This window comes from Erwinia aphidicola, from assembly GCF_014773485.1.
GTDB lineage: Bacteria > Pseudomonadota > Gammaproteobacteria > Enterobacterales > Enterobacteriaceae > Erwinia > Erwinia aphidicola.
Map to the genome: position 1 here is coordinate 140,829 of NZ_JACXBP010000001.1, position 25,433 is coordinate 166,261.

General features: G+C 56.0%; 22 protein-coding genes. 11 read left to right on the plus strand and 11 right to left on the minus strand.

The window, feature by feature from the left end; all coding sequences use genetic code 11:
* Positions 1 to 215: 215 nt before the first annotated feature.
* Entirely contained in the window at positions 216 to 2,834 is a 2,619-nt protein-coding gene (gene pepN, locus ID864_RS00610; RefSeq protein WP_191149258.1) for an aminopeptidase N, read from the plus strand.
* 170 nt (positions 2,835 to 3,004) lie between these two features.
* Complete coding sequence (locus ID864_RS00615) at positions 3,005 to 4,036, plus strand: Gfo/Idh/MocA family protein (RefSeq protein WP_191149259.1); 1,032 nt, start codon at positions 3,005 to 3,007, stop codon at positions 4,034 to 4,036.
* A gap of 52 nt (positions 4,037 to 4,088) precedes the next feature.
* Here the strand turns inward: ID864_RS00615 and ssuB are convergent, their stop codons facing one another.
* From ssuB to ssuE, 5 genes are read right to left on the minus strand one after another with little or no spacing between them, the layout of a single operon-like run.
* A complete protein-coding gene (ssuB, locus tag ID864_RS00620; protein WP_048916510.1) occupies positions 4,089 to 4,880 on the minus strand; it encodes an aliphatic sulfonates ABC transporter ATP-binding protein in 792 nt (263 codons plus the stop codon).
* Positions 4,877 to 5,668: an aliphatic sulfonate ABC transporter permease SsuC gene (gene ssuC / locus ID864_RS00625; RefSeq protein WP_048916509.1), complete on the minus strand. Its 792-nt coding sequence runs from the start codon at positions 5,666 to 5,668 to the stop codon at positions 4,877 to 4,879. The genes ssuB and ssuC overlap by 4 nt, the downstream gene beginning before the upstream one ends.
* Positions 5,669 to 5,677: 9 nt before the next feature.
* Positions 5,678 to 6,823, minus strand: coding sequence for an FMNH2-dependent alkanesulfonate monooxygenase (gene ssuD, locus ID864_RS00630; RefSeq protein ID WP_191149260.1), 1,146 nt, complete (start codon positions 6,821 to 6,823; stop codon positions 5,678 to 5,680).
* A gap of 15 nt (positions 6,824 to 6,838) precedes the next feature.
* The gene (locus ID864_RS00635; RefSeq protein ID WP_048916507.1) at positions 6,839 to 7,798 is read right to left on the minus strand and encodes a sulfonate ABC transporter substrate-binding protein; all 960 of its coding nucleotides are present in this window, start codon (positions 7,796 to 7,798) and stop codon (positions 6,839 to 6,841) included.
* 14 nt (positions 7,799 to 7,812) lie between these two features.
* Positions 7,813 to 8,364 carry an NADPH-dependent FMN reductase gene (gene ssuE / locus ID864_RS00640; RefSeq protein WP_048916506.1) on the minus strand — a complete coding sequence of 184 codons (552 nt, stop codon included), beginning with the start codon at positions 8,362 to 8,364 and terminating at the stop codon, positions 7,813 to 7,815.
* 258 nt (positions 8,365 to 8,622) lie between these two features.
* Here ssuE and pyrD point away from each other — a divergent pair, with 258 nt between their 5' ends.
* Positions 8,623 to 9,633: a quinone-dependent dihydroorotate dehydrogenase gene (gene pyrD, locus ID864_RS00645; protein ID WP_187497731.1), complete on the plus strand. Its 1,011-nt coding sequence runs from the start codon at positions 8,623 to 8,625 to the stop codon at positions 9,631 to 9,633.
* Between the two features lie 186 nt (positions 9,634 to 9,819).
* Positions 9,820 to 10,365, plus strand: coding sequence for a cell division protein ZapC (locus ID864_RS00650; RefSeq protein WP_048916504.1), 546 nt, complete (start codon positions 9,820 to 9,822; stop codon positions 10,363 to 10,365).
* Between the two features lie 23 nt (positions 10,366 to 10,388).
* Here ID864_RS00650 and ID864_RS00655 read toward each other — a convergent pair whose 3' ends face one another.
* Complete coding sequence (locus ID864_RS00655) at positions 10,389 to 11,501, minus strand: YcbX family protein (protein ID WP_191149261.1); 1,113 nt, start codon at positions 11,499 to 11,501, stop codon at positions 10,389 to 10,391.
* A gap of 135 nt (positions 11,502 to 11,636) precedes the next feature.
* Here ID864_RS00655 and rlmKL point away from each other — a divergent pair, with 135 nt between their 5' ends.
* The 6 genes from rlmKL to rmf all read left to right on the plus strand — a co-directional run bounded on the left by rlmKL (position 11,637) and on the right by rmf (position 19,617).
* Positions 11,637 to 13,754, plus strand: a complete 2,118-nt coding sequence (gene rlmKL / locus ID864_RS00660; RefSeq protein WP_191149262.1) for a bifunctional 23S rRNA (guanine(2069)-N(7))-methyltransferase RlmK/23S rRNA (guanine(2445)-N(2))-methyltransferase RlmL — start codon at positions 11,637 to 11,639, stop codon at positions 13,752 to 13,754.
* Positions 13,755 to 13,760: 6 nt separating this feature from the next.
* Positions 13,761 to 15,674, plus strand: a complete 1,914-nt coding sequence (locus ID864_RS00665) for an ABC transporter ATP-binding protein (protein WP_048916502.1) — start codon at positions 13,761 to 13,763, stop codon at positions 15,672 to 15,674.
* Positions 15,675 to 15,708: 34 nt separating this feature from the next.
* Positions 15,709 to 16,983: a membrane integrity-associated transporter subunit PqiA gene (gene pqiA, locus ID864_RS00670; RefSeq protein WP_048916501.1), complete on the plus strand. Its 1,275-nt coding sequence runs from the start codon at positions 15,709 to 15,711 to the stop codon at positions 16,981 to 16,983.
* Complete coding sequence (gene pqiB, locus ID864_RS00675; protein ID WP_048916500.1) at positions 16,970 to 18,610, plus strand: intermembrane transport protein PqiB; 1,641 nt, start codon at positions 16,970 to 16,972, stop codon at positions 18,608 to 18,610. Before pqiA ends, pqiB begins: the two co-directional genes overlap by 14 nt.
* The gene (gene pqiC, locus ID864_RS00680) at positions 18,610 to 19,170 is read left to right on the plus strand and encodes a membrane integrity-associated transporter subunit PqiC (RefSeq protein ID WP_191149263.1); all 561 of its coding nucleotides are present in this window, start codon (positions 18,610 to 18,612) and stop codon (positions 19,168 to 19,170) included. Before pqiB ends, pqiC begins: the two co-directional genes overlap by 1 nt.
* 279 nt (positions 19,171 to 19,449) lie before the next feature.
* Complete coding sequence (gene rmf, locus ID864_RS00685) at positions 19,450 to 19,617, plus strand: ribosome modulation factor (protein WP_099754048.1); 168 nt, start codon at positions 19,450 to 19,452, stop codon at positions 19,615 to 19,617.
* Between the two features lie 181 nt (positions 19,618 to 19,798).
* Here the strand turns inward: rmf and fabA are convergent, their stop codons facing one another.
* Both fabA and ID864_RS00695 read right to left on the minus strand, forming a co-directional pair.
* On the minus strand, positions 19,799 to 20,317 hold the full coding sequence (gene fabA / locus ID864_RS00690) for a bifunctional 3-hydroxydecanoyl-ACP dehydratase/trans-2-decenoyl-ACP isomerase (protein WP_048916498.1): 519 nt from the start codon (positions 20,315 to 20,317) through the stop codon (positions 19,799 to 19,801).
* 68 nt (positions 20,318 to 20,385) lie between these two features.
* Complete coding sequence (locus tag ID864_RS00695) at positions 20,386 to 22,146, minus strand: AAA family ATPase (RefSeq protein WP_191149264.1); 1,761 nt, start codon at positions 22,144 to 22,146, stop codon at positions 20,386 to 20,388.
* 185 nt (positions 22,147 to 22,331) lie between these two features.
* Between ID864_RS00695 and matP the strand changes: the two genes are divergently transcribed.
* Positions 22,332 to 22,787, plus strand: a complete 456-nt coding sequence (gene matP, locus ID864_RS00700; RefSeq protein WP_048916496.1) for a macrodomain Ter protein MatP — start codon at positions 22,332 to 22,334, stop codon at positions 22,785 to 22,787.
* 82 nt (positions 22,788 to 22,869) lie between these two features.
* Here the strand turns inward: matP and ompA are convergent, their stop codons facing one another.
* The 3 genes from ompA to ID864_RS00715 all read right to left on the minus strand — a co-directional run bounded on the left by ompA (position 22,870) and on the right by ID864_RS00715 (position 25,425).
* Positions 22,870 to 23,940 carry a porin OmpA gene (gene ompA, locus ID864_RS00705; protein WP_048916495.1) on the minus strand — a complete coding sequence of 357 codons (1,071 nt, stop codon included), beginning with the start codon at positions 23,938 to 23,940 and terminating at the stop codon, positions 22,870 to 22,872.
* A 349-nt stretch (positions 23,941 to 24,289) separates the two neighbouring features.
* Entirely contained in the window at positions 24,290 to 24,787 is a 498-nt protein-coding gene (sulA, locus tag ID864_RS00710; RefSeq protein WP_048916494.1) for an SOS-induced cell division inhibitor SulA, read from the minus strand.
* 431 nt (positions 24,788 to 25,218) lie between these two features.
* Positions 25,219 to 25,425 carry a hypothetical protein gene (locus ID864_RS00715; RefSeq protein ID WP_224750355.1) on the minus strand — a complete coding sequence of 69 codons (207 nt, stop codon included), beginning with the start codon at positions 25,423 to 25,425 and terminating at the stop codon, positions 25,219 to 25,221.
* Between the last annotated feature and the right edge of the window lie 8 nt (positions 25,426 to 25,433).

Sequence of the window (25,433 nt, forward strand, 5' to 3'; positions counted from 1 at the left end):
AAAAGAAAAGTCGCAGGAGTATAACCCGAATACTCATTTAGTGAAGCCGATCACAGCACAATTCGGCTAGTCGGGATGAGGAAAAGCGCGGCGTTTGTTAATGAGATGTACCATTTTCAGGCAATGGCGCCAATTGTCGTCGATTCTACGTGGCAACCAGGGCATAACAGGAATAGACTTGAAAAGGTTAACTAATTACGACGTGAGAAGGACTTATGACGCAACTGCCGCAAGCCAAAAATCGCCATGATTATCGTGCCCCGGATTACACCATTACCGATATCGATCTGACTTTTAACCTTGATGCCAGCACCACGCAGGTCACCGCTATCAGCCAGATTAAACGTCTGGGTGCCAGCACGGCGGAGCTGCGTCTTGACGGCGGTGAAGACCTGAAGCTGGTGTCGCTGCATGTCGACGAGCAGCCGTGGCAGCACTACCGTCTGGAAGAGGGCGCGCTGGTGTTAACCCAGCTGCCTGATGCTTTCACTCTGAAAATCGTCAATGAGATCCACCCGGATAAAAACACCGCGCTGGAAGGGCTGTACAAGTCCGGCGAAGCGCTGTGTACCCAGTGTGAAGCCGAAGGCTTCCGCCACATCACCTGGTATCTGGACCGCCCGGACGTGCTGGCGCGCTTTACCACCACGATTATTGCCGATCAGGCGCGCTACCCTTATCTGCTCTCCAACGGCAACCGCGTGGACGGTGGTCAGATGGAAGATGGCCGTCACTGGATGAAGTGGCACGACCCGTTCCCGAAACCCTGCTATCTGTTTGCGGTGGTGGCAGGTGATTTTGACGTGCTGCGCGACAGCTTCAAAACCCGTTCCGGCCGCGATGTGGCGCTGGAGATCTTCGTCGATCGCGGCAATCTCGACCGCGCTGACTGGGCGATGACCTCGCTGAAAAACAGCATGAAGTGGGATGAAGAGCGCTTCGGACTGGAGTACGACCTCGACATCTTTATGATCGTTGCCGTCGACTTCTTTAATATGGGCGCGATGGAGAACAAAGGCCTGAACGTCTTTAACTCCAAATACGTGCTGGCTAAGGCTGAAACCGCGACCGACAAAGATTACCTCGGCATTGAGGCGGTGATCGGCCATGAATACTTCCATAACTGGACCGGCAACCGCGTCACCTGCCGTGACTGGTTCCAGCTCAGCCTGAAAGAGGGGCTGACGGTGTTCCGCGATCAGGAGTTCAGCTCTGACCTGGGTTCGCGCGCGGTCAACCGCATTGATAATGTGCGCGTAATGCGCGGTTCACAGTTTGCCGAAGATGCCAGCCCGATGGCGCACCCGATCCGCCCGGAACAGGTGATCGAGATGAACAACTTCTACACACTAACAGTGTATGAGAAGGGTTCAGAAGTTATCCGCATGATGCATACCTTGCTGGGCGAGGAAAACTTCCAGAAAGGTATTCAGCTCTACTTTGAACGCCATGATGGCAGCGCCGCCACCTGTGATGACTTCGTGCAGGCGATGGAAGATGCCTCCAACGTTGATCTCTCGCAGTTCCGCCGCTGGTACAGTCAGTCCGGTACGCCGGTGCTGTCGATTCGTGACGACTACAACCCGGAGCTGGAACAGTACAGCCTGCACGTCACTCAGATGACCCCGCCGACCGCTGACCAGAAAGAGAAGCTGCCGCTGCATATTCCGCTGGATATCGAACTGTACGATGGTGAAGGCAAGGTGATCCCGCTACAGCACAATGGCCACCCGGTCCATCATGTGCTGAACGTCACCGAATCGTTCCAGACCTTTGTGTTTGATAACGTCCATTTCCAGCCGGTGCCATCACTGCTGCGTGAATTCTCAGCGCCGGTAAAACTCGATTACAACTGGAGCGATGCGCAGCTGACCTTCCTGATGCGCCATGCACGTAATGACTTCGCTCGTTGGGATGCGGCACAGAGCCTGATGGCTAACCACATCAAAATCAACGTTGCCCGCCAGCAGCAGGGACAGCCGCTGTCACTGCCGCTGCACGTGGCGGATGCCTTCCGTGCCGTGCTGCTGGAGGAGAATACCGATCCTGCCCTGATGGCGTTAATCCTGTCGTTGCCATCAGAAAATGAGATTGCCGAGCTGTTTGAGGTGATCGACCCGGCTGCCAATGCGGTCGTACGTGAATCGCTGGTGCGCACGCTGGCAACCGAGCTGGCCGATGAGCTGCTGGCGGTCTACTACGCCAACCAGACGGCGGAATATCGCGTTGAGCACGCAGATATGGGCAAGCGCGCGCTGAAAAATGTCTGCCTGAGCTACCTGGCGTTTAGTGATGCGGAGCTGGCCAATAAGCTGGTGAAAGCCCAGTTCGAAAAAGCCAATAATATGACCGACAGCGTGGCCGCAATGGCTGCGGCCGTGAGTGCGCAGCTACCGTGCCGTGCGGATCTGCTGGCGGCCTTTGACGAGCGCTGGCATCAGGATGGCCTGGTGATGGACAAATGGTTTGCGCTGCAGGCTACCAGCCCGGCGGCCGATGTGCTGACGCAGGTACGTGCGCTGCTGAACCACCGTTCGTTCACCCTCAGCAACCCGAACCGTATTCGCTCACTGGTCGGGGCATTTGCCCAGCTTAACCCGTCCGCTTTCCATGCCATTGACGGCAGCGGCTATCAGTTCCTGGTGGAGATCCTCACCGATCTTAATACCCGCAACCCGCAGGTTGCGGCACGCATGATCGAACCGTTGATCCGCCTGAAGCGTTACGACAGCACCCGCCAGCAGCTGATGCGCAACGCGCTGGAGCAGTTAAAAGGGCTGGATAAACTCTCCGGCGATCTGTTCGAGAAGATCACCAAGGCGCTCAACGCCTGAACTTAGGTTTCATCCTAAGCGAAAACCAAACCGGGCAGTTGCCCGGTTTTTTTTTACTATTTTCTGGATGTTATTGCCTCAAATGCAACATTTGCCAACGGTAGCAAAGACCAACATAATCGTAACATGCTGACGAATGTTGCTCGCGCACTCAACAACGAGGATGACAGATGAAAATTGGATTGGTCGGATATGGTACGGGCGGTCAGTACTTCCATGCCCCCTATATTTGCGCCGCGCAGGGGGTTGAGCTGGCGGGCATTGTGGCGCGCGCACCGGCAACTGTCGCGCGCGTCAAAGCGGACTTCCCCGAGGTGCCGGTTTACCCCAGCCTGACGGCGATGCTCGCCGCCGGAGTCGACATTGTCACCATTACCACCCCGCCTGAAACCCGTCGTGAACTGGTTCTGCAAGCTATCGACGCGGGGGTGGCGGTGATTGCCGATAAGCCCTTTGCACCTGATGCGCAAACCGGGCGCGAACTGGCCGCCGCCGCGCAAGCAAAAGGCGTGGTGCTGGGCATCTACCACAATCGTCGCTTCGATGCGGATATCGTGACCCTGCGCAAGGTGATAGAGCAGCAACGCGTCGGCAAGCCGTGGCGGCTGCACAACCGTATGGATCTTGACGACCCGTTAACGCTGGACGGCGGTGAAATGGGCGGCCTGCTGCGCGACATGGGGAGCCACCTGGTCGATCAGGCGGTGTGGCTGCTTGGGCCGGTAAAGTCGGTATTCGCCCAGACCGACATCACCCAGCGCCCGGAGGGGCCAACGGATGCCAGCTTTGTGATTACCCTGATGCACACCAGCGGCGTGCATTCCCATATCTCCTCCAGCAAGCTGAACCACCTCGCCAGCCGCGAACTGCGGTTATATGGTGACAAGGGCAGCTATCTGGCGAACAGTTCTGACGTGCAGGCAACGGCAATTTTCGCCGGCAAGAAACCAGCAGATGACCTGGCCGGCTGGGGCTATGAGCCTGAAGCACTGTGGGGGACATTGCGCACCGATAAAGGTGAGGAGCGGGTACCGTCAGAGCAGGGGCGCTATCACGCTTACTACGAAGCTTTTGCCGCCGCAGTGCGCGATGGCACCGAGCCGCCGGTGACCAGTGAACAGGCGATCCGCACCCTGGAAGTGCTGGATGCGGCGCTGTTAAGCGCGAAGGAAGGCAGGCTGGTAACGCTGACCAAGCCCTGAACAAAAACGGGTTCTCAAGATGAGAACCCGTTTTCACTCTGCCAGCGCGTTATCAGCGCTGGGCATACTGCTTTTCGGCTTCCGCCAGCGGCTTGCGCTTCATCACCCGGTCCAGCACTTCCGCTTCCAGCTCTGCCAGCCTGACCGAACCTTTACGGCGCGGGCGCGGCAGGTCAACCAGCAGGTCCAGCCCGATATTGCCTTCTTCAATCAGCAGCACGCGGTCGGCCATCGCTACCGCTTCACTGACGTCATGCGTCACCAGCAGCACGGTAAAGTGATGCTGCTGCCACAGTGACTCAATCAGATCCTGCATTTCAATACGGGTTAAGGCATCCAGCGCGCCGAGAGGTTCATCCAGCAGCAGCAGGCCGGGGCGGTGGATCAGCGCCCGCGCCAGCGCCACGCGCTGTTTCTGGCCGCCGGATAACGCCGCAGGCCACTCTTTCGCCCGGTCAGCCAGGCCAACCGCATCCAGTGCGGCCAGCGCCTGCTCCTTCCAGGCTTTGCCTTTCAAACCCAGGCCAACGTTATCAATCACGCTTTTCCACGGCAGCAGGCGGTCATCCTGGAACATCAGGCGGATATCTTCGCGCGCTTCATTAAGCGGTGCGCTGCCCGCCAGCAGTTCGCCGCTGCTGCTTTTTTCCAGCCCGGCCAGCAGCCGCAGCAGGGTGCTTTTGCCGCAGCCGCTGCGGCCCACCACCGCCACAAACTGGCCGGACGGGATGTGCAGATCGATATTATTCAGCACCGTGCGATTGTTGTACTGCTTGCTGACGCCGTTGATCACCAGCGGCGTACCGGCATTGAGACGCGCCGGAGACGGAGTTAACTCGCTCATGCGTTTTCCTCTTTCAGTTGATACGCCGGGTGCCAGCGCAGCCAGATACGTTCCAGCAGCTGCGCGCTGACGTCCGCCAGTTTACCCAACAGGGCGTAAAGAATAATCGCTACCACCACCACATCCGTTTGCAGGAACTCGCGAGCGTTCATCGCCAGGTAGCCAATGCCAGAGTTGGCCGAAATGGTTTCTGCCACGATCAGCGTCAGCCACATCAGACCCAGCGCAAAGCGCACGCCGACCATAATGGAGGGCAGGGCACCGGGCAGCACCACCTGAATAAACAGGCTCCAGCCGGAAAGGCCGTAGCTGCGCGCCATTTCCACCAGCCCGCGGTCAATATTACGAATGCCGTGATAGGTGTTGAGGTAGATGGGGAACAGAGTCCCTAATGCCACCAGGAAGATTTTGGCGGACTCATCAATGCCGAACCACAAAATCACCAGTGGGATCAGTGCCAGGTGCGGCACGTTTCGCAGCATCTGCACCGAGGTATCCAGCAGGCGCTCACCCAGCTTCGACATGCCGGTGATCAATCCCAGCACCAGGCCGATTGAGCCGCCGATGCTGAAGCCAATCGCCGCACGCCAGCTGCTTATCGCCAGATGCTGCCACAGCTCACCGCTGGCGGATAAATTCCAGAAAGTGACCACGATCGATTCCGGCGACGGCAGGATACGCGTCGACAGCCAGCCGACCGTCGATGCAATCTGCCACACCACCACCAGCAGGATCGGCAGCGCCCAGGGCAGCAGGCCATTGCCAATACGTTTTACCGCTCTACTCATACACCACCTCTAACTCTGTGAGACTTTTTGCGGGGCGAAATCATGGGCAACGGCTTCACCGTGCGCCTTAATCACGCGCGGCTGCGGTACCTCTGGCACCTCAAGATCGAGGTGCGGGAACAGCAGTTCGCCAACGCGATACGCTTCTTCCAGATGCGGATAGCCGGAAAGTATAAAGGTTTCTATGCCGAGGTCGGCATACTCCTGCATCCTGGCCGCAACGGTCGGGCCGTCCCCGACCAGCGCCGTACCTGCACCGCCGCGCACCAGGCCAACGCCTGCCCACAGGTTGGGGCTGATTTCCAGCCGATCGCGCTTACCGCCGTGCAGGGCCGCCATGCGCTGCTGGCCGACCGAATCCGTTTTCGCCAGCGCCGCCTGGGCTTTGGCAATGGTGGCATCATCCAGATGATAGATCAGACGGTCCGCTGCCTGCCACGCCTCTTCGTTACTTTCACGCACAATCACATGCAGACGGATGCCGAAGCGCACTTTGCGCCCCTGCGCCGCAGCTTTGGTGCGCACCTGCTCAATTTTTTCTTTGACCTGCGCAGGGGGTTCACCCCAGGTGAGGTAGACATCAACCTGCTCGGCGGCCAGATCCTGCGCCACCTCTGACGAACCGCCAAACCACAGCGGCGGTCGCGGCTGCTGAACCGGCTTAAACATTAGCCGCGCCCCGCGCACGTGTATATGTTTTCCTTCGTAATCGACCGTTTCACCTTCCAGTACCCGGCGCCAGACGCGGGTAAACTCGGCGGACTCTTCATAGCGCGCGCGGTGGTCAAGAAACACGCCGTCGCCCGCCAGCTCTTCGGCATCGCCGCCGGTGACCAGATTAAACAGCGCACGGCCGTTGGAGAGACGATCCAGCGTAGCGGCCTGGCGGGCGGCCTGAGTGGGTGAGATGACGCCAGGGCGCAGCGCCACGAGGAAACGCAGACGCTGCGTCACCGGGATCAGCGAAGCGGCAACCAGCCAGGCATCTTCACAGCTGCGGCCGGTCGGGATCAGCACCCCGCCAAAACCCAGTCGGTCGGCAGCCTGAGCGATCTGCTGCAGATAGGCGTGATCCACCGGGCGCGCACCTTCGTCGGTGCCTAAATATTTCCCATCACCATGAGTGGGAAGAAACCAGAAAACGGAAAGGCTCATTGCGTTGCTCCTCAATCAGTGGGCTGTCGGGCCATGCCAGATACGGCTGGAAATATCGACTTTTACCGGCATTAAATGGCTGCTGTAAAACAGGTCGGCGGTCGCCTGCTGGGCAGCGGCGGTTTTGTCACTCACCAGACCGATCGCGGTAGGTGGGCGATGGTCAAAATAGGTGGCGATAACCGCCTTTGGCAGGCCCATCGCCGTTGCCAGCAGCGCCACGCTCTGCTCGCGCTGGCTGCGGGTCAGCGCATCGGCTTGGCTAAAGGTATCGAGCACCTGTTGCAGAAATGCGCCGTTTTTCTCGGTAAACGGGCGGGTGGCTAAATAGAACGAACCGGTAAGATTCAGCGTGCTGCCATCTTTTAGCACGCGCACGCCGCCCTGCTGGATCGCTGCTGAATAGTAAGGATCCCAGATAGCCCAGGCATCAACATCCCCCTGCTGGAACGCGGCACGTGCATCGGCAGGCGTCAGAAAGGCAGGCTGGATATCGTTAAATCCAAGCCCTGCTTCTTTCAGTGCGCGCAGCAGCAAATTGTGTGAGCTGGAACCTTTCTGGAAGGCAACTTTATGCCCCTTCAGGTCGGCAACGGTTTTTAGCGGGCTGTTTTCGCGTACCAGAATCACTTCAGATTTCGGCTTTGGCGGTTCGGAACCGACGTACAGCAGATCCGCCCCGGCAGCCTGGGCAAAAATTGGCGGAATATCACCGGTGCTACCGAGGTCGATGCTGTTGACGTTTAATGCTTCCAGCATCTGCGGCCCGGCAGGGAACTCAACCCACTTTATTTGCGTATGTGGAAAACGCTTTTCCAGCAGCTGGTGGGACTTTGCCAGCACCATACTGACTGACCCTTTCTGATAGCCGATGCGCACCTGTGCAGGGGCATCCTTGCTTTCCGCCGCCAGCGCGCTGGATGAGATCAGCCCGGCGGCGATAACGGTGGCGAGTATCCGTGAAAACAGCGTCATCTTTCTCTCCCTGATTAAACCGCAGCGGCCAGCGGCTGATGGCGTCGGGCCAGCGCATGCCAGAAGGTATCCACCGCTTCGGCAAGGCGCTCCGCCAGCAGCGGCGACAGCTCAGGCTGGCGGTCATAATGGGTAATCTGGGTGTCATCCGCGAACACGCCGTGCAGCACTTCCTGCGCTTTTAGCGCGTTCAGCACCGGTTTCAGCGCGTAGTCGACCGCCAGCAGATGGGCGACGGTACCGCCAGTTGCCAGTGGCAGCACAACTTTATGTTCCAGCGCGCGCTCCGGTAACAGGTCGAGCAGCGTTTTCAGCGCGCCGGAGAATGACGCCTTATACACCGGCGTGGCGACAATAAATCCATCCGCAGACTCCAGGTCTTCCTTTAATGCCAGCAGTGCAGGGGAGTCAAAGCGTGCGTAAAGCAGATCTTCAGGATGGAAATTATGCAGATTCCACGGAATAACCTCGACGCCGCGTTTTTCCAATGCCTGCTGGCAGAGGGTCAGCAGTGCGGTGGAGCGTGAAGGAAAACGGGGACTACCAGCCAGAGTAATAACGCGCATAACCTCTCCTTATAACCAAAAGTTATTGATTAACCAAATTCAAGAACCGATAGGCTCATCCTGACAGAGCGCGCTATGTGGCTTAAATGATTTATCCGGCAAATTTATGCTGTTTTTGACATATAGCGGTGGCAGGGATGAGCACGCGCTAAAATAATCGTCATTTATTTAGCGGCTTTTGCGCCAGGTCATTTCCCTTTACGCCGTTAAACCCGGATAATACGACCCCGATTTTCCATCGGGACCTCAGGAGTGACCATGTATTACCCTTTCGTTCGTAAGGCGCTGTTTCAGCTCGATCCTGAGCGTGCGCATGACCTGACCTTGCAGCAGCTGACCCGCCTTTCCGGCACCCCTTTTACCGGCCTGATCCGCCAGTCTCTTCCCTTTAAGCCCGTTACCTGTATGGGGCTGACATTTAAGAACCCGCTGGGCTTGGCCGCAGGTCTGGATAAGAACGGCGAATGCATTGATGCCTTTGGTGCCATGGGATTTGGCTTCATTGAGATCGGTACGGTAACGCCGCGCCCGCAGCCGGGTAATGACAAGCCGCGTATGTTCCGCGTGGTTGAAGCGGAGGGGATCATTAACCGCATGGGCTTCAATAATCTGGGCGTTGATAACCTGGTGGAAAATGTCAAAAAGGCCCACTTTGACGGCATCCTCGGCATTAATATTGGCAAAAATAAAGACACCCCGGTCGAGCAGGGCAAAGAGGATTATTTAATCTGCATGGATAAAATCTATCCATACGCCGGTTATATCGCCATCAATATTTCCTCCCCTAACACCCCGGGACTGCGATCTTTACAATATGGCGAAGCGCTGGATGATTTGCTGGCGGCGATTAAAACCCGTCAGAATGATCTTCAGCAGATCCACCATAAATATGTTCCCGTGGCGGTAAAGATCGCCCCGGATCTTTCTGAAGAGGAATTGATCCAGGTGGCGGAGAGTTTACTGCGTCACAATATTGACGGCGTGATTGCCACCAATACCACGCTCGATCGCGAGCTGGTAAAAGGGCTGAAGCACGCGGATGAAGCTGGGGGCTTAAGCGGCCGTCCGGTACAGTCGCGCAGCACGGAAATTATCCGCCGCCTTGCCAGTGAGCTGCAGGGGCGCATCCCGATTATTGGCGTGGGAGGTATTGATTCACTGGTCTCGGCGCGGGAAAAAATGGCGGCAGGCGCCTCACTGGTGCAAATATATTCCGGCTTTATTTACAAAGGTCCGCCTTTGATAAAGGAAATTGTGAGCAATATCTAAGACATTTCTGCCCATTAATAAGCCTGGGGCTTTATTTTCGCCGCAGGCTCGTTTATATTTTGTTCTGTTCACTGATTATTCAGTTTTTAGCAGAGTGCGCCGGGTGCTTAAAAGCGCGTTCTGATTTCCGGAAGTGTTATTAAACGCCCCGGCCGTATGTTACTAAGTATTAATACAGGAACCATCATGAGGATAAAACCAGACGATAACTGGCGTTGGTTTTTTGACGCAGAACATGACCGGATGATGCTCGATCTGGCTGATGGTATGCTGTTCCGTTCGCGTTTCCCACGCAAGATGTTAACGCCTGATGCCTTTGATGTTTCTGGTTTTTGTGTTGACGATGCCGCGCTGTTTTTCACCTTTGATGAACGCTGCCGTCACTGTGGGCTGAATGCCGATCAGCGTGCTGAGCTGGTGCTAAACGCGCTGGTCGCCACGCGTTTCCTTAAGCCTCTGATGCCGAAAAGCTGGCATTTTGATACCCATCCTCAGGGAAGCTGGCGCCCGGCAGAGGGTGAGCTGGTGTGCGTGAAGGTGTCTGAAAGCGGTGAGCAGGGCAGTTTGCTGGTGGTCGAGTCGGGTGACAGTGCCGCACTATGCCTGGTGGCACAGCCGCAGCTGACGGTAGCCGGTCGTGGTATGGTGCTGGGTGATGCGATTAAAATTATGCATGACCGCTTGCTGCCTCAGGTTAACAACGACGATATCAATTTCGCCCGCGCGGTATAACTTCCCGCGCAGGTTAATCTCATCTAACGCAAGACCAGATCGCCGGATGGGATGCAGCTACAGCTCAGCACCGTCCCGTCCTCTTTGCGCTCCGCGCCCTTCTTCATTGCCTGAACTTCTCCACTGACCAGCGTGACCCGGCAGCTGCCGCAGATCCCGGCACGACAGGAATAAGGCACTTTGATCCCCTGCATTTCCAGCTGTTCCAGTAACACCTGCTGATTATTGCCGGTAAAATGCTGACCCTGCCAGCTGATCGCCACCGGCTGCGCAGCCTTGCGGGCAACATCCAGGGTTTCGGTGACGTCACCCGCACCGTAGGCTCGCGGGGCATGCGTGCTCAAAATTTCTACGGCATCGCCCACGCGCATGACGCCGCTGTTGCGGGCAATCAGGTTGAGGCCAAAATCGATGTCACCGCTACCGTCCAGCGCGCTGCGGAAGGTTTGCAGGGTGGCCAGTGGCTGTCCGGTTGGATGTTTACGCCCGTGCTGTGGGCTGACGGTGGTGAACACGCAGCGGCTGCACGGCTTGGGCACATCAAAGATAATCTCGCCGATTTTTAGCGATGCCCAGCCGTCTTCCGCCCATGCGCTGGCGCCGCTGACCACCAGATTTGGGCGAAACTGCTCCATTCTTACCCCTGCCGGGCAGCGCTGCTGCAGATCGTGCAGCGAGGCTTCATTCACCAGCAAAAAAGGAAAACCGTCGGCAAAACCGAGCGGAACCCGCTCAAAGCGTTTCACCCGGCGCGTCATCTCCGGACCGACCCAGCGCAGCTGCACCGGGCGCGGAAAAAAGCCGCTCAGCCACTGATTAATGCTGTCCGGAGCAATTAACGCGGTAAACTGATTGCCCCAGACTTCGGTAGCTTGCGGATCCTTATGGAAATCAGCAAAACGCACGCTGGCGCTGCTGCCATCCGCGGCGCTGAGATGCAGGCCGTCAACGATAAGTGCCGGAGTAAACAGCACCATCTCCGGATACTGGCGGGCAGTAATAAAGGTGCCATCCGCATCGGTGATCATAAAAATACGGTCAAATGCCAGCCCGGAGGCCAGTGCCTGAGCGTGGGAAACCTGCATGCCGCGCATTGATTTAACCGGATGAACAAACAGACGTGACAAACTGATCATGGCGATTCTCCCTCGCGCCGGGCCGACCCTCCCTGCTATTTGCAGGGTTTCTGCCGCAAAAGAAGCTAACTTTATGACATGCCGCCATGATTAGCTATAATGCGCAGCAATTTTCTGATGACGATAAGTGACGCTATGAATTCTCTGTTTGCCAGTACGGCGCGTGGGCTCGAAGAGCTGTTAAAAAGTGAACTGGAAGCCCTGGGAGCGCAAAGCTGCCAGGTAGTCCAGGGCGGCGTACATTACCAGGGCGACGATCGTCTGATGTACCAGAGTCTGATGTGGAGCCGTCTGGCTTCGCGTATTCTGCTGCCATTAACCGAATGCGGCGTTTACAGCGACCTGGATCTCTACCTCGGCGTGCAGGCCATTGACTGGCCGGCAATGTTCGGCAGCGATAAAACCTTCGCCGTGCACTTCAGCGGCCTGAACGAGGTGATCCGCAACAGCCAGTACGGCGCGCTAAAAGTAAAAGACGCCATCGTCGACAGCTTTACGCGTAAAAATCTGCCGCGCCCGAATGTCGATCGCGAGCAGCCGGACATCCGCGTCAACGTCTGGCTGAATAAAGACACCGCCAGCATTGCGCTGGATCTTAGCGGTGAGGGCCTGCATCAGCGCGGCTATCGCCAGCAGACCGGCCAGGCACCGCTGAAAGAGAGCCTGGCAGCGGCTATCGTGGTGCGTTCCGGCTGGCAGGCGGGTACGGCGATGGTTGACCCGATGTGCGGTTCCGGCACGTTGCTGATTGAAGCGGCGATGATCGCCTGCGATCGTGCGCCGGGATTACAGCGTAAGCACTGGGGCTTTACCGGCTGGAGTCAGTTTAACCAGCCGCTGTGGAGCGATGTGACGCGCGATGCCCACGAGCGCGCAGCCAAAGGCGTGCAGGCCACCACTTCACGCTTTTACGGTTACGACAACGATTCCCGCGTGATCGAACGTGCGCGTGCCAATGCCCGTAACGCCGGGCTTTCGGAGCTGATCGAGTTTACTACCCAGGATGTGCTGAAGCTGACCAATCCGCTGGGACAGGGCAGCACCGGCACCGTGCTGAGTAACCCCCCTTACGGTGAACGACTGGACAGCGAACCGGCGCTGATTGCCCTGCACGGCCAGCTCGGGCGCCTGATGAAGACGCACTTTGGCGGCTGGAACCTGTCGCTGTTCAGCGCCTCGCCGGAACTGCTGAGCTGCCTGCAGCTGCGTGCCGATCGCCAGTTCAAAGCGAAAAACGGTCCGCTGGAATGCGTGCAGAAAAACTACCAGCTGGCAGAGAACCCGACGGGTGCTGCGGCCGGGCAGCTGGCGGATGATTACGCCAACCGCCTGCGCAAAAACCTCAAGAAGCTCGATAAGTGGGCGCGCCAGGAAGGGATCGAGTGCTACCGCGTTTATGATGCCGATCTGCCAGACTATAATGTCGCTGTCGACCGCTACGGCGACTGGGTGGTGGTGCAGGAGTACGCACCGCCAAAAACCATCGATCCGGGCAAAGCGCGTCAGCGTCTGTTCGATGTGATTTCTGCCACGCTCAGCGTGATGGAACTGCCGGCCAACCGGCTGGTGCTGAAAACCCGTGAGAAGCAGAAAGGGAAAAGCCAGTACCAGAAGCTGGGCGAAAAGGGCGATTTCTTCGAAGTGGGTGAATTTAACGCCAAACTTTGGGTTAACCTGACGGATTATCTCGATACCGGCCTGTTCCTCGATCACCGTATTGCGCGTAAAATGCTGGGCCAGATGAGCAAGGGCAAAGACTTCCTGAACCTCTTCGCCTACACCGGCAGCGCCAGCGTGCACGCCGGTCTGGGCGGCGCACGCAGCACCACGACCATTGATATGTCCCGCACTTATCTGGAGTGGGCGGAGCGCAACATGCGCCTGAACGGGCTTTCCGGCCGTCAGCATCGCCTGATGCAGGCAGACTGCCTGAGCTGGCTGCGCGATGCCGATGAACAGTTCGACCTGATCTTTATCGATCCACCCACGTTCTCCAACTCCAAACGTATGGAAGAGAGCTTCGATGTGCAGCGCGATCACCTCGATCTGATGAAAGATCTGAAGCGTATCCTGCGCAAAGGTGGCACCGTGATGTTCTCGAACAATAAGCGCGGTTTCAAAATGGATCTCGCCGGACTCGAAGCACTGGGTCTGGCTGCAACCGAAATCACTGCGAAAACCCAGTCTCAGGATTTCGCCCGTAACCGTCAAATTCACAACTGCTGGCTGATCGCTCACGCCGGTAAGGAATAAGTTTTTATGTCACTAATCAGTATTCATGGCGCTTACCTCTCATTCAGCGACGCGCCGTTGTTGGATAACACTGAACTGCACATCGAAGAAAACGAGCGTGTCTGTCTGGTTGGCCGTAACGGGGCGGGTAAATCGACCCTGATGAAGATCATCAACCGCGAACAGCCGCTGGATGACGGGCGTATTATCTATGAGCAGGACCTGGTGGTGGCGCGCCTGCAGCAGGATCCGCCGCGCAACGTGCAGGGTTCTGTGTATGACTTCGTCGCCGAAGGCGTGGAAGAGCAGGCAGAACATCTGAAGGCCTATCACGCGATCTCGCACAAAGTGATGGAAGATCCGAGCGATAAAAATCTCAATGAGATGGCGCGCCTGCAGGGGATTCTGGATCACCAGAACCTGTGGCAGCTGGAAAGCCGCATTCACGATGTGCTGCAGCAGATCGGTCTGGACGGCGAAGCGCAGCTCTCTTCACTCTCCGGCGGCTGGCTGCGTAAAGCCGCGCTGGGCCGTGCGCTGGTCAGCAATCCGAAAGTGCTGATGCTCGATGAGCCAACCAACCACCTTGATATTGAGACCATTGACTGGCTGGAAGGCTTCCTGAAAACCTTCCAGGGCAGCATTATCTTTATCTCGCACGACCGCTCCTTTATCCGCAACATGGCAACGCGCATTGTCGACCTTGACCGTGGCAAGCTGGTCTCCTGGCCGGGCGACTACGACCTCTATCTCACCAGCAAAGAGGAAGCGCTGCGCGTCGAAGAGATGCAGAACGCCGAATTCGACCGCAAGCTTGCACAGGAAGAGGTGTGGATCCGTCAGGGCATCAAAGCCCGCCGCACGCGCAATGAAGGGCGCGTTCGTGCGCTAAAAGCCCTGCGCCGCGAGCGTTCCGACCGCCGTGAAGTGATGGGCAAAGCCAACATGCAGGTGGAAGAGGCTTCGCGCTCCGGCAAGATTGTCTTTGAGCTGGAAAACGTCAACTATTCCGTTGCCGGCAAACAGCTGGTGCGTGACTTCTCCCGCCAGGTTCAGCGCGGCGATAAAATCGCGCTGATCGGCTCTAACGGCTGCGGTAAAACCACGCTGCTGAAACTGATGCTCGACCAGCTGAAAGCGGACAGCGGCCGCGTTCATATCGGGACTAAGCTGGAAGTCGCCTACTTCGACCAGCACCGCGCCGAGCTGGACCCGGACCGCACGGTGATGGACAACCTCGCGGAAGGTAAGCAGGAAGTGATGGTTAACGGTAAGCCACGCCACGTGCTGGGCTACCTGCAGGAGTTCCTGTTCCATCCAAAACGTGCGATGACCCCGGTGCGTGCGCTGTCCGGCGGTGAGCGTAACCGCCTGCTGCTGGCGCGCCTGTTCCTTAAGCCAAGCAACCTGCTGATCCTCGATGAACCGACCAACGACCTTGATGTGGAAACGCTTGAGCTGCTGGAAGAGCTGGTTGACGGTTATCAGGGCACGGTTCTGCTGGTCAGCCACGATCGTCAGTTCGTCGACAACACCGTGACCGAGTGCTGGATCTTTGAAGGCAACGGCGAAATCGGCGCCTTTGTGGGCGGCTATCACGATGCGCAACTGCAGCGCAAAGCGTTTAAGCAGAATCGCGCCAGCGCCAAACCTGCCAGCGCGCAGCCGCGTCAGGAAAGCGCAAAAAGTGAAGCAGCAAAAAAACCTGCCGCTAAGCTGAGCTACAATTTGCAACGAGAGCTGGAACAGCTGCCGAAACAAATGGAAGCGCTGGAAGCCCGTCTCGAGTCGTACCAGGCGCAGGTTGCCGACGGCGACTTCTTTACCCAGCCGCGTGAGGTGACTCAGCCGGTTCTGGACGCGCTGGCTCAGGCGGAGCAGGAGCTGGAAGTGGCGTTCGAACGCTGGGAATATCTGGAATCGTTACAGAACGGCGGCTGATACGGCCGTTTTTCCCCACCACAGAGGGTGAAGTATGTGTTCGTCGCACCACGCGCATCACTGGATGCTTTGTCCGCAGTGTGACCTGATGACGCAGTTGCCCGCTATCGGGCCGGGCAGCAAGGCAAGCTGCCCACGTTGTCACACCACGCTTCAGTCTAACTGGGATGAGCCGCGCAAGCGGCCCACCGCCTATGCGCTGGCGGCGCTGCTGATGCTGCTGCTGGCAAATTTGTTTCCCTTTATCAATATGCAGGTTGCCGGGCTGAGCAGCGAGATTACGCTACCGCAAATACCCAGCGTGATGGTTTCTGACGACTACAGCAGTCTTGCGACGCTGTTTCTGCTGTTTGTGCAGGGCGTACCTGCCATTTGTATGGTGGTGATCCTGCTGCTGGTCAACCGGGTGCGCATGCCGTCGCCGCTTAAGCAGCTGATGGCACGCGTGCTGTTCCAGTTAAAAACCTGGGGCATGGCGGAGATTTTCCTCGCGGGCGTATTGGTCAGTTTCGTCAAGCTGATGGCCTATGGCGATATTGGCATCGGCACCAGCTTTGTGCCGTGGTGCCTGTTCTGTCTGCTGCAGCTGCGCGCTTTCCAGTGTACCGATCGCCGCACGCTGTGGGCGCGCGTGGCTCCGCTTCCTGCACTGCCAGCTAAGCCGCTGGCGGGCGTCAGCGGCCTGCGTCAGGGGCTGCGCTCCTGCCGCTGCTGCACCGCGGTGCTGAGCAGCGATACGCTGATCTGCCCGCGCTGCGGCAGTAAGGGGCACGCCCGCCGCAAGGACAGCCTGCAGTGGACGCTGGCGCTGCTGTTTACCTCCATCCTGCTCTATATTCCCGCTAATCTGATGCCGATTATGGTGACCGAGGCGCTCGGCAGCAAAATGACCTCAACGATCATGGCCGGGGTGGTGCTGTTGTGGAGTGATGGCTCCTGGCCGATTGCGCTGGTGATTTTTATTGCCAGTATTATGGTGCCTTCGCTGAAGATGATCGCTATCGGCTGGCTGTGCTGGGATGCCAACGGGCGCGGCAGCAACCGGCAGGACAGCGAAAGAATGCACAAGATTTATGAAGTGGTGGAGTTTGTCGGGCGCTGGTCGATGATTGACGTATTTGTTATCGCCGTGCTGTCAGCGCTGGTGCGCATGGGAAGGTTGATGAGTATCTACCCCGCGATTGGCGCACTGCTGTTCGCGCTGGTGGTGATCCTGACGATGTTTGCCGCCTTGACGTTTGATCCCCGTCTCACCTGGGATCGGGTAAGAGAAAAGAGTACTGAGGAGCCTGCAAGTGACGGACAATAATTACAATACCGCCAAGGTGGAGCAGATTAAGCGCTGGTCACCGGTGTGGATCATCCCCATTGTTACCGTGCTGATTGGGGCGTGGATCCTGTTTTATCACTTTAGTCATCAGGGACCGGAGGTGACGCTGATTACCACCAATGCCGAGGGGATTGAGGGCGGTAAAACCACCATCAAAAGCCGCAGCGTTAACGTCGGGATCGTCGAAAGCGCCGTGCTGACTGACGATCTTCACCACGTGGAGATCAAAGCACGCCTCAATTCCGGTATGGAAAAACTGCTGCGCGAAGACAGCGCATTTTGGGTGGTAAAGCCAGCCATTGGCCGTGAAGGCGTAACAGGACTAGGTACGCTGTTGTCCGGAGCCTATATCGAGCTGCAACCCGGTTCAAAAGGGGAAAAAACGGAGCAATATAAGCTGCTGGACGCACCGCCGCTGGCGCCGCTGGATGCCAAAGGCATTCGTATTACGCTCGACAGTGAAAAAGCCGGGCAGCTCAATGCGGGCGATCCGGTGCTGTTTCGTGGCTACCAGGTGGGCACGGTGGAAACCAGCGCCTTTGACGCGGATAAGCGCATGATGACCTATCAGCTGTTTATCTCCGCGCCTTACGATCGTCTGGTGACCAGCAATGTGCGCTTCTGGAAAGACAGTGGCATTGCGGTGGACATGTCGGCTTCCGGCATGCGCGTTGAAATGGGCTCGCTGACCACGCTATTTAGCGGCGGCGTCAGCTTTGACGTCCCGGACGGCTGGGAGCTGGGTAAACCGGCCGAGAATAAGGCGGAATATCGCCTGTTTAACGACCAGCGCAGCATTCAGGATTCCCTGTATACCGCGCACAAAGACTTCCTGCTGTTCTTCAGCGATTCCATCCGCGGTCTGCAGCCGGGTGCGCCTGTTGAGTTCCGCGGCATTCGTCTCGGTACCGTGGCAGAAGTTCCGTTTACTATGCCTGGTATTGCACAGCGTCTGAACAATGATTATCGCATTCCGGTGCTGATCCGCATTGAACCCGATCGCTTCCAGAAACAGCTGGGCAACGATTTCAACTTTGAGCAGCATCTGAAAGATGGCATTGGGCGTGGTCTGCGTGCTTCCCTGAAATCAGCCAACCTGCTGACCGGCTCGCTGTATATCGACCTCGACTTCTACAGCAACGCAAAACCTTATGCCGGACCGAAAAGCTTTGCTGATTATGAGCTGATCCCAACGGTGAGCGGTGGCCTGGCGCAGATCCAGCAGAAGCTGATGGAGTCACTGGATAAGATCAATAATCTGCCGCTGAACCCGATGCTGAATGAAGCGACCGGTACGCTGAAAGAGAGCCAGCGCACGCTGAAAGAGCTGCAGAAAACCCTGGATAATCTGAACAAGATTACCGCCAGCCAGTCCATGCAGGAGCTGCCGGCAGACATGCAGAAAACGCTGCGTGAGCTGAATCGTAGTATGAAAGGCTTCCAGCCGGGTTCACCAGCCTACAGCAAGATGGTCGGCGATATGCAGCGTCTCGACCAGGTGCTGCGCGAGCTGCAGCCGGTACTGAAAACCTTAAACAGCAAGAGTAATGCACTGGTCTTTGAAGCAAAACCCGGCCAGGACCCACAGCCGAAGAGGGCGAAATAATGATGAAATGGATCCCCGTAGCCCTGGCGCTGGCATTGAGCGCCTGTAGCGGCACGCCGAAGACCGTCTACTACCAGCTGCCCGCAGCGGGCAGTTCCGTGGCGGCCAGCAGTCAGAATGTGTCCCGCCCGGTGTGGGTGGAGCATGTTTCGGTGCCCGATTATCTGGCGGGCAACGGTGTGGTATATCAAAGCAACGATGTGCAGTTCGTTATTGCCGCCAACAATCAGTGGGCCAGCCCGCTGGATCAGCAGCTGCAGCAAACGCTGGTCAGTAACTTGAGTGCCACCCTGCCTGGCGCGCTGGTGTCATCCACGCCGATGGGGGAGCAGCACGATACGTTGAATGTCAGCGTGACGGGTTTCCACGGACGCTATGATGGGCACGTGGTGGTGAGCGGTGCATGGACGCTGGAGCACGACGGCAAACTGACCAGGCAGCCTTTTGCCTTCGACCTCGCGCAGAACGAAGATGGTTACGATGCGTTAGTAAGAACATTAGCTAAAGGATGGCAGCAGGTGGCGGGGCAGGTGGCTAATGCAGTAATTCGCCAACCTTAAGCAAAAATTTACTAACCGCCTAAGCCTTTGATTGTTGCAGATTCAGAATTTTGCACAATCAAGGGCTTTTTTATTGTTAATCAAAAGGCTGGAGGCGCTCGGAGCGGCAGATTAACCGAGACAGCACCCACAGTCTGATTCAAAATGATGACACTGGCGTGAAATTTGCGCGTTGATCTTTATTTAAAGTCGCGGTAGAACTTATGTGTGGTTGCGCAAACTGTGACCACTGTTTTCTTTCCACCAGAATCCATCAGACTAGAATGAGGGAAACGCGGCATGAAGAGACAGAAACGAGATCGCCTTGAACGAGCAGAATCACGAGGTTACCACGCAGGCATCACAGGACGCTCTAAAGAGATGTGTCCGTATCAGATGCTGGATGCTCGATCTCACTGGTTGGGAGGCTGGCGACAAGCCATGGAGGACAGGACGGTTACCGCGTAACGCCTGTTATCGATAGGGAAAAGACCTCCGCTGCTGCGGAGGTCTTCGTTTTAACCGTCATCATTCGCGCCATTGCTGCGCTAGCTGCTTTCAGAGACCCGAATCGCTTACTGGCGTAAGCTCATCGGGACCCCTTCATTTGCTGCCTTGATACACCACCAATTATGCGGTCAAAAATATTTTAGAAAGCCGTGGTGTCTTTAAACAGGCCCACTTTCAGGTCGGTCGCGGTATAGATTACGTGACCATCAACCAGCACTTCACCATCTGCCACGCCCATCACCAGTTTACGGTTGATGACGCGCTTGAAATGAATACGGTAGGAAACTTTCTTCGCGCTCGGCAGTACCTGGCCGGTGAATTTCACTTCGCCTACACCCAACGCACGGCCCTTACCTTCAGCGCCCAACCAGCCGAGATAGAAGCCAACCAGCTGCCACATCGCATCCAGGCCGAGGCAGCCAGGCATTACCGGGTCGCCGATAAAATGACAGCTGAAGAACCACAGGTCCGGATTGATATCCAGTTCAGCTTCAACGAAACCTTTACCGTAGTTACCGCCGTCTTCGCTCATCTTAACGACGCGGTCCATCATCAGCATGTTGCCAGAAGGCAATGGCGGGCCTTCTGCGCCAAACAGTTCACCGCGACCGGAGGCAATCAAATCTTCTTTTGTATAGGAATCGCGTTTATCTACCATATTCTCAATAAGCCTTATTTTAGTGAATCACGGAGTCTAGCTTACACGTGTACGCCGAACAAGTCCGATCAGCTACGGTTAAACAAGTTTAGCCAGCGCAGCGGCCATGGACGATGGCGCATATCCTGCTGGTTAAATTGGGCAATACGTTCCTGAATGGTGCCAAGCAGGCAGGGGCCTTGCTCTTTATCCCATTCAACGCCGGTGAGTAACGGCAGCGCTTCTTCCACGCTGGAGACAGCCCACAGGTGGAATTTGCCGTCACGCACGGCATCGACCACTTCCTGCTGTAACGTCAGATGACGGACGTTAGCGGCCGGGATGATCACCCCCTGAGTGCCGCTCAGCGTGCGCTGGTTACAGATGTGGAAGAAGCCCTCAATTTTTTCGTTCAGTCCACCCACCGGCTGCACGCGACCAAACTGATCGACAGATCCGGTCACCGCCAGCTGCTGGTTAATCGGCTGAGAAGCCAGGGAGCTAATCAGCGCGCACAGCTCCGCCAGCGAGGCGCTGTCACCATCCACTTCAGAGTAAGACTGCTCAAAGACCAGCGAGGCGGAGAAGGGCAGCTGCTGTTCCAGCTCCAGCTCAGCAATGAGCCAGGCCTGCATGATCATCATGCCCTTAGCATGAATATTGCCGCCCAGTTCGGCTTTGCGCTCAACGTCATTGAACTCACCGTCACCAATGTGCACCACGCAGCTAATACGCGACGGCTCACCAAAGGCGCGTGGATGCCCCGGGAATTCAATCACCGACAGGGCGTTAATCTGGCCAATCATTTCGCCTTCGGTCTCGATCAGGATCTGATCGAGCAGGATTTCGTCACGAATACGTTCAGCCAGGAAGCCTTCACGCCATTCGCGCGTGCTGATCGCATCCTGCATATTTTCGGCGCTGACGCTGAGGTTATCACTGTACTGAACGGCATCCTGCAGCTGACGGCTCAGCCACATTGGGTCAAGAGGCAGCGTGTCCTGATCGCCGGTATAGCGGGCCGCTTCACGGATCAGCACTGGCCAGAAATCAGCTGCCGGTGCGTCATAACCCAGATTCTGAGCAATATTCAGCACCCACTGCATCCAGTGGCTGAAGTCTTCATCATCAACCAGCTGGATATTGTCCTCAAACTCGCTGTAGAGCGATAGGGAAGCCAGGTCGGGTTCCATCTCCTGGAAGTCAGCCAGCGCATCACGCTCACCAATCAGTACCAGACGGAACTGCATTGGCATCGCAGGGATATCGAGCGGCAGAGGGCGGGTTTCATCCTGGGAGTACCAGTCAAAGCGCTGATTCACCATAATTTGCTTGAGGCGCAGCCACATCAGCGGCTGAGCCAGCAAGGTTCGCAAGGAGAGGATCAGTACGCCACCGTTGGCACGATGTACCAGGCCTGGGGTCAGAGTGATGGCAGATTGATGCAGGCGTACGCAGCCAAAAAGCTGTTCCGTTTCAATCCACTCAGCCTGATGTACGCCGCCCACGCTGGCGAAGTTATCCTCTGCCCTTTCGGCCGGGCGCCAGCTGACGGAGTTCCCACTCAGCGTATAGTGGCCACCGTAGAGGGCAGATTCATCGCCATCGTCAGCCGCCATTGAGGTAAGGATATCCTGCAACAGCGTGAGGTATTCAGCGCTTTCAGGACTTTTGACCAGCATCAGCGGCACTTTTGCCGGGGTTTGCAGCAATAAGCTGAGGCCATTAAACAGGCGAGCCTGTACGGTAGCAAAGCACTCTGCGTCGGCAGCAACTGCCTGCGAGAGGAGATGCTGGAAGCGTTCGGTATCGGGCTGTAGGGCGCGCCACTCTAATCGATTGTTGGTCAAAGTTATCGTATTTTTCTGAAATGAATAAAAGCGGCATTATACAAGATTTCAGCCTGTTAAGCACCGTAGACATGCGCCTGAAACCAGGGCGATCTCACATTCCCCCCGCTGGTCCTGTTTTCTTTACAGCCTGATCAAAAAAAGCTGTTATTCTTAACCCGTTATGTGGTCAGCATGAGATTCCGATGAAATATCAACAACTGGAAAATCTGGAAAGCGGTTGGAAGTGGAAGTATCTGGTCAAAAAACACCGCGAAGGTGAATCGATCACGCGCTATATCGAATTAAGCGCCGCGCAGGCAGCCGTGGATGAACTGCTGGTCATGGAAAACCGGCCGGTTGAAGTATTGCAGTGGATTAGCCTGCATATTAATCCGACGCTCGAAAACCGCATGAAACAGACGATTCGCGCCCGACGCAAACGTCATTTCAACGCCGAGCATCAACACACGCGTAAAAAATCTATCGATCTGGAGTATCTGGTGTGGCAGCGCCTGGCGGGTCTGGCACAGCGCCGTAATAGCACACTATCGGAAACGATTGTGCAGCTGATTGAAGATGCGGAAAGAAAAGAGCAGTACGCCAGCCAGATGTCGTCGCTCAAGCAGGATCTGAAAGCCATTCTGGGCAAGCCGGAATAAGCGCGATTCTGTTAGCTCTGCCGGAAAAGAGACCGGCAATAAAAAACCCCGCCGAGGCGGGGTTTTTTTATGACTGATGGACTTAAGCCTGTGGCTGAGTCACAACGTCTTTGATGCCTTTAACTTCGATTTCTACGCGACGGTCTGGCGCCAGGCAGTCGATCAGGGCATTACGGCCTTTCACGCTGTCACAGGTGCTGCCGGTGACTGGGTTAGATTTACCCTCGCCACGTGCAGAGATCTTGTTAGCAGGGATGCCTTTAGAAACGAGGTAGTCAACAACAGACTGTGCACGCTTCTCAGACAGCTTCTGGTTGTACTGCTCTGAACCGATACGGTCAGTGTAGCCCAGAACAACAACAGAACCATCTTTAGGATCCAGATTGCTCAGCTGGGTGTACAGCTGATCCAGAGCCTGCTGGCCTTCTGGCTTCAGGGTGTTTTTGTTGAAGTTGAACAGCACGTCAGACTTCAGAGTGAAACGCTTGGTTTCAACAACTGGAGCTGGAGCTGGTGCTGGAGCAACAACTGGAGCAGCTGCTTCATCCTGACCGAAGCGGTAAGAAACGCCAACGCTCAGCATGGAGTTATCAGGACGCGCACCAACGGTACCTGCGTCACCGATGTTGTTAACCCACTGGTAGTCCAGACGGGTTGCCCAGTTTTTGGTCACTGCGTATTCAACACCAACCGCGGCCAGTGGAGAAACACCGGTGTCGTGGTCGCTGATGCGATCGCCGCCAACAACCTGCTGAGTGGAGTCAGCACGCCATACCATGCCACCCAGACGGGTGTACACGTCCAGATCGTCCATTACTGGGTAGCTTAATTTAGCTGCCAGCTGAACGCCCTGTGCTTTGAATGCGCCGTTAACCTGGTCGCCTTTGTTAGGCATACGGCCTAACCAGTCATAACCCAGCTCGAAGCCCAGGTATGGGTTCGCCTGATAACCCATGAATGCACCAGCACCAAGCTGGCTTTCATGAGATGGGCCGTCGTTATCTTGGTAACCGTTACCGTAGTAACCTTTGTCATGGTACTGAGACCAGCCCAGTTTAGCACCGGTGTACCAGGTGTCATCTTTAGGGGCGGCCTGCGCTACGGTAGCGAAGCCAGCCAGTGCCACTGCAATTGCGATAGCTGTCTTTTTCATTTTTGCGCCTCGTTATCATCCAAATAGGCAATGAGCTTTAAGTTAGCTCTTTGGTTTAATCCTTCGCCGGGTTGTGTAGCTCGATTATGACTCTTCCAAAAAAAGGAGGTTATTGAGCACCCTGGCGAGCTAAAGTCTACAACGTACCAGCAAACTTACAAGTATGATGTGACGGTGCTCAGCAAAAAAACAGGGTTTCATACACATTTTTTAACATTTGAGGGTGAATTCTTTGCTGAAAAAAGGGTCTGTGAACGCAGCTAAACCATTGTCTAGCCGCGTCATAACATAATCAGCGGGTTAAAGCGGGGCAGGGAAAGAAAAAACCTGAGAAAAATCTCAATTTTACTTAATGATACAAACTAGAGTGAATTTTTATTCCATTTAACGGTCTGGATGGAAGATAAGAGGTCTCTTCCGGGCGCATAATCAGTCCGAGAGCTTGTCCAGAATCCGCTGCTTGCTGCAAACGTAGACGATCCGTTTCTGATACTTCCTCTTCCAGCCATCCCAAAACCACGCTGTAATTTCCCGTGCTCAACGCTTTGATCATCGCTTCAACGGTGGTGATGGTGGTGGAGTGAGGGGACTGCATCACTTTATCCAGCGGTAACCCGGAGCGCTGAAGCCAGTCGCGGCTCAGTTTTTGCTGCGGCGTGAGCCACAGCTGCCAGCGCGACTGCGTACCTAACTGTTGCAACAACGGCAGCAGCAGTCGCTGAGTCATACCAGATTGATTCTCACTGTAAGTCAGTTCGCTGATCAGACCATTACCGCAGGCAGCTGCGGATGAAGGAACGTGCAGGGCACGAGTAACAGATTGAGATTTCAGGGAATGAGTACGCATGGTGTCTTCGCTCACAGGTGACTGTATGGATATACAGTATATCCACAGTGAGCAAAGATCAACCTTAATCTTGCTTGTGCAATAGCGCTTGTAATGATGGAACCAGCCATCACCCGCATGGGCAAACGCCGTAACCCGCACGAACTGTTTACCCGCGCCAATCCCGCAGAGAGAAGATCTTACCCGCCCGCCTCACTCTGCGCCTGAACATACACAGGCTGCAGAATACTACTGCGCTAATTTATCTGCTGACATGTTATTAAATTCATCTGCAAGCTGCGGGGTTTAATAAAGCGAAATTATTATTCTGCCTGTTAACGCCTGGCTTGGCCGGTTAGGTAAAAATAAATTTTATTGACACTCTATTCCTGGATATCAAACGTTAGTGGGATTGAGTCAATTGATAATAATTAAATGTTATTGTGCTGCGATCAATAACTGACATGGTGATTTTTATGGAAAGGCTCCTCGCGGCGTTCATCCGGCATCTCCGCCGTGTCTGCAATAGAAACATGGGTATTCAGCAGCTTGTGATGCATAACATCGGCACTGGCCGTTTTGAAATCCCCTCCCTGTGCGATGGCAGTAGCGGAAACCAGCAGGAAAAAACCGGCTACTAAAGGCGCGCTTATTTTCATCTGTTATT

Excerpts from the sequence above, each read along its gene's own strand:
- pepN (WP_191149258.1), top strand. The coding sequence starts at position 216 with ATGACGCAACTGCCGCAAGCCAAAAATCGCCATGATTATCGTGCCCCG.
- ID864_RS00615 (WP_191149259.1), top strand. The coding sequence starts at position 3,005 with ATGAAAATTGGATTGGTCGGATATGGTACGGGCGGTCAGTACTTCCAT.
- ssuB (WP_048916510.1), bottom strand. The coding sequence starts at position 4,880 with ATGAGCGAGTTAACTCCGTCTCCGGCGCGTCTCAATGCCGGTACGCCG.
- ssuC (WP_048916509.1), bottom strand. The coding sequence starts at position 5,668 with ATGAGTAGAGCGGTAAAACGTATTGGCAATGGCCTGCTGCCCTGGGCG.
- ssuD (WP_191149260.1), bottom strand. The coding sequence starts at position 6,823 with ATGAGCCTTTCCGTTTTCTGGTTTCTTCCCACTCATGGTGATGGGAAA.
- ID864_RS00635 (WP_048916507.1), bottom strand. The coding sequence starts at position 7,798 with ATGACGCTGTTTTCACGGATACTCGCCACCGTTATCGCCGCCGGGCTG.
- ssuE (WP_048916506.1), bottom strand. The coding sequence starts at position 8,364 with ATGCGCGTTATTACTCTGGCTGGTAGTCCCCGTTTTCCTTCACGCTCC.
- pyrD (WP_187497731.1), top strand. The coding sequence starts at position 8,623 with ATGTATTACCCTTTCGTTCGTAAGGCGCTGTTTCAGCTCGATCCTGAG.
- ID864_RS00650 (WP_048916504.1), top strand. The coding sequence starts at position 9,820 with ATGAGGATAAAACCAGACGATAACTGGCGTTGGTTTTTTGACGCAGAA.
- ID864_RS00655 (WP_191149261.1), bottom strand. The coding sequence starts at position 11,501 with ATGATCAGTTTGTCACGTCTGTTTGTTCATCCGGTTAAATCAATGCGC.
- rlmKL (WP_191149262.1), top strand. The coding sequence starts at position 11,637 with ATGAATTCTCTGTTTGCCAGTACGGCGCGTGGGCTCGAAGAGCTGTTA.
- ID864_RS00665 (WP_048916502.1), top strand. The coding sequence starts at position 13,761 with ATGTCACTAATCAGTATTCATGGCGCTTACCTCTCATTCAGCGACGCG.
- pqiA (WP_048916501.1), top strand. The coding sequence starts at position 15,709 with ATGTGTTCGTCGCACCACGCGCATCACTGGATGCTTTGTCCGCAGTGT.
- pqiC (WP_191149263.1), top strand. The coding sequence starts at position 18,610 with ATGATGAAATGGATCCCCGTAGCCCTGGCGCTGGCATTGAGCGCCTGT.
- rmf (WP_099754048.1), top strand. The coding sequence starts at position 19,450 with ATGAAGAGACAGAAACGAGATCGCCTTGAACGAGCAGAATCACGAGGT.
- fabA (WP_048916498.1), bottom strand. The coding sequence starts at position 20,317 with ATGGTAGATAAACGCGATTCCTATACAAAAGAAGATTTGATTGCCTCC.
- matP (WP_048916496.1), top strand. The coding sequence starts at position 22,332 with ATGAAATATCAACAACTGGAAAATCTGGAAAGCGGTTGGAAGTGGAAG.
- ompA (WP_048916495.1), bottom strand. The coding sequence starts at position 23,940 with ATGAAAAAGACAGCTATCGCAATTGCAGTGGCACTGGCTGGCTTCGCT.
- sulA (WP_048916494.1), bottom strand. The coding sequence starts at position 24,787 with ATGCGTACTCATTCCCTGAAATCTCAATCTGTTACTCGTGCCCTGCAC.
- ID864_RS00715 (WP_224750355.1), bottom strand. The coding sequence starts at position 25,425 with ATGAAAATAAGCGCGCCTTTAGTAGCCGGTTTTTTCCTGCTGGTTTCC.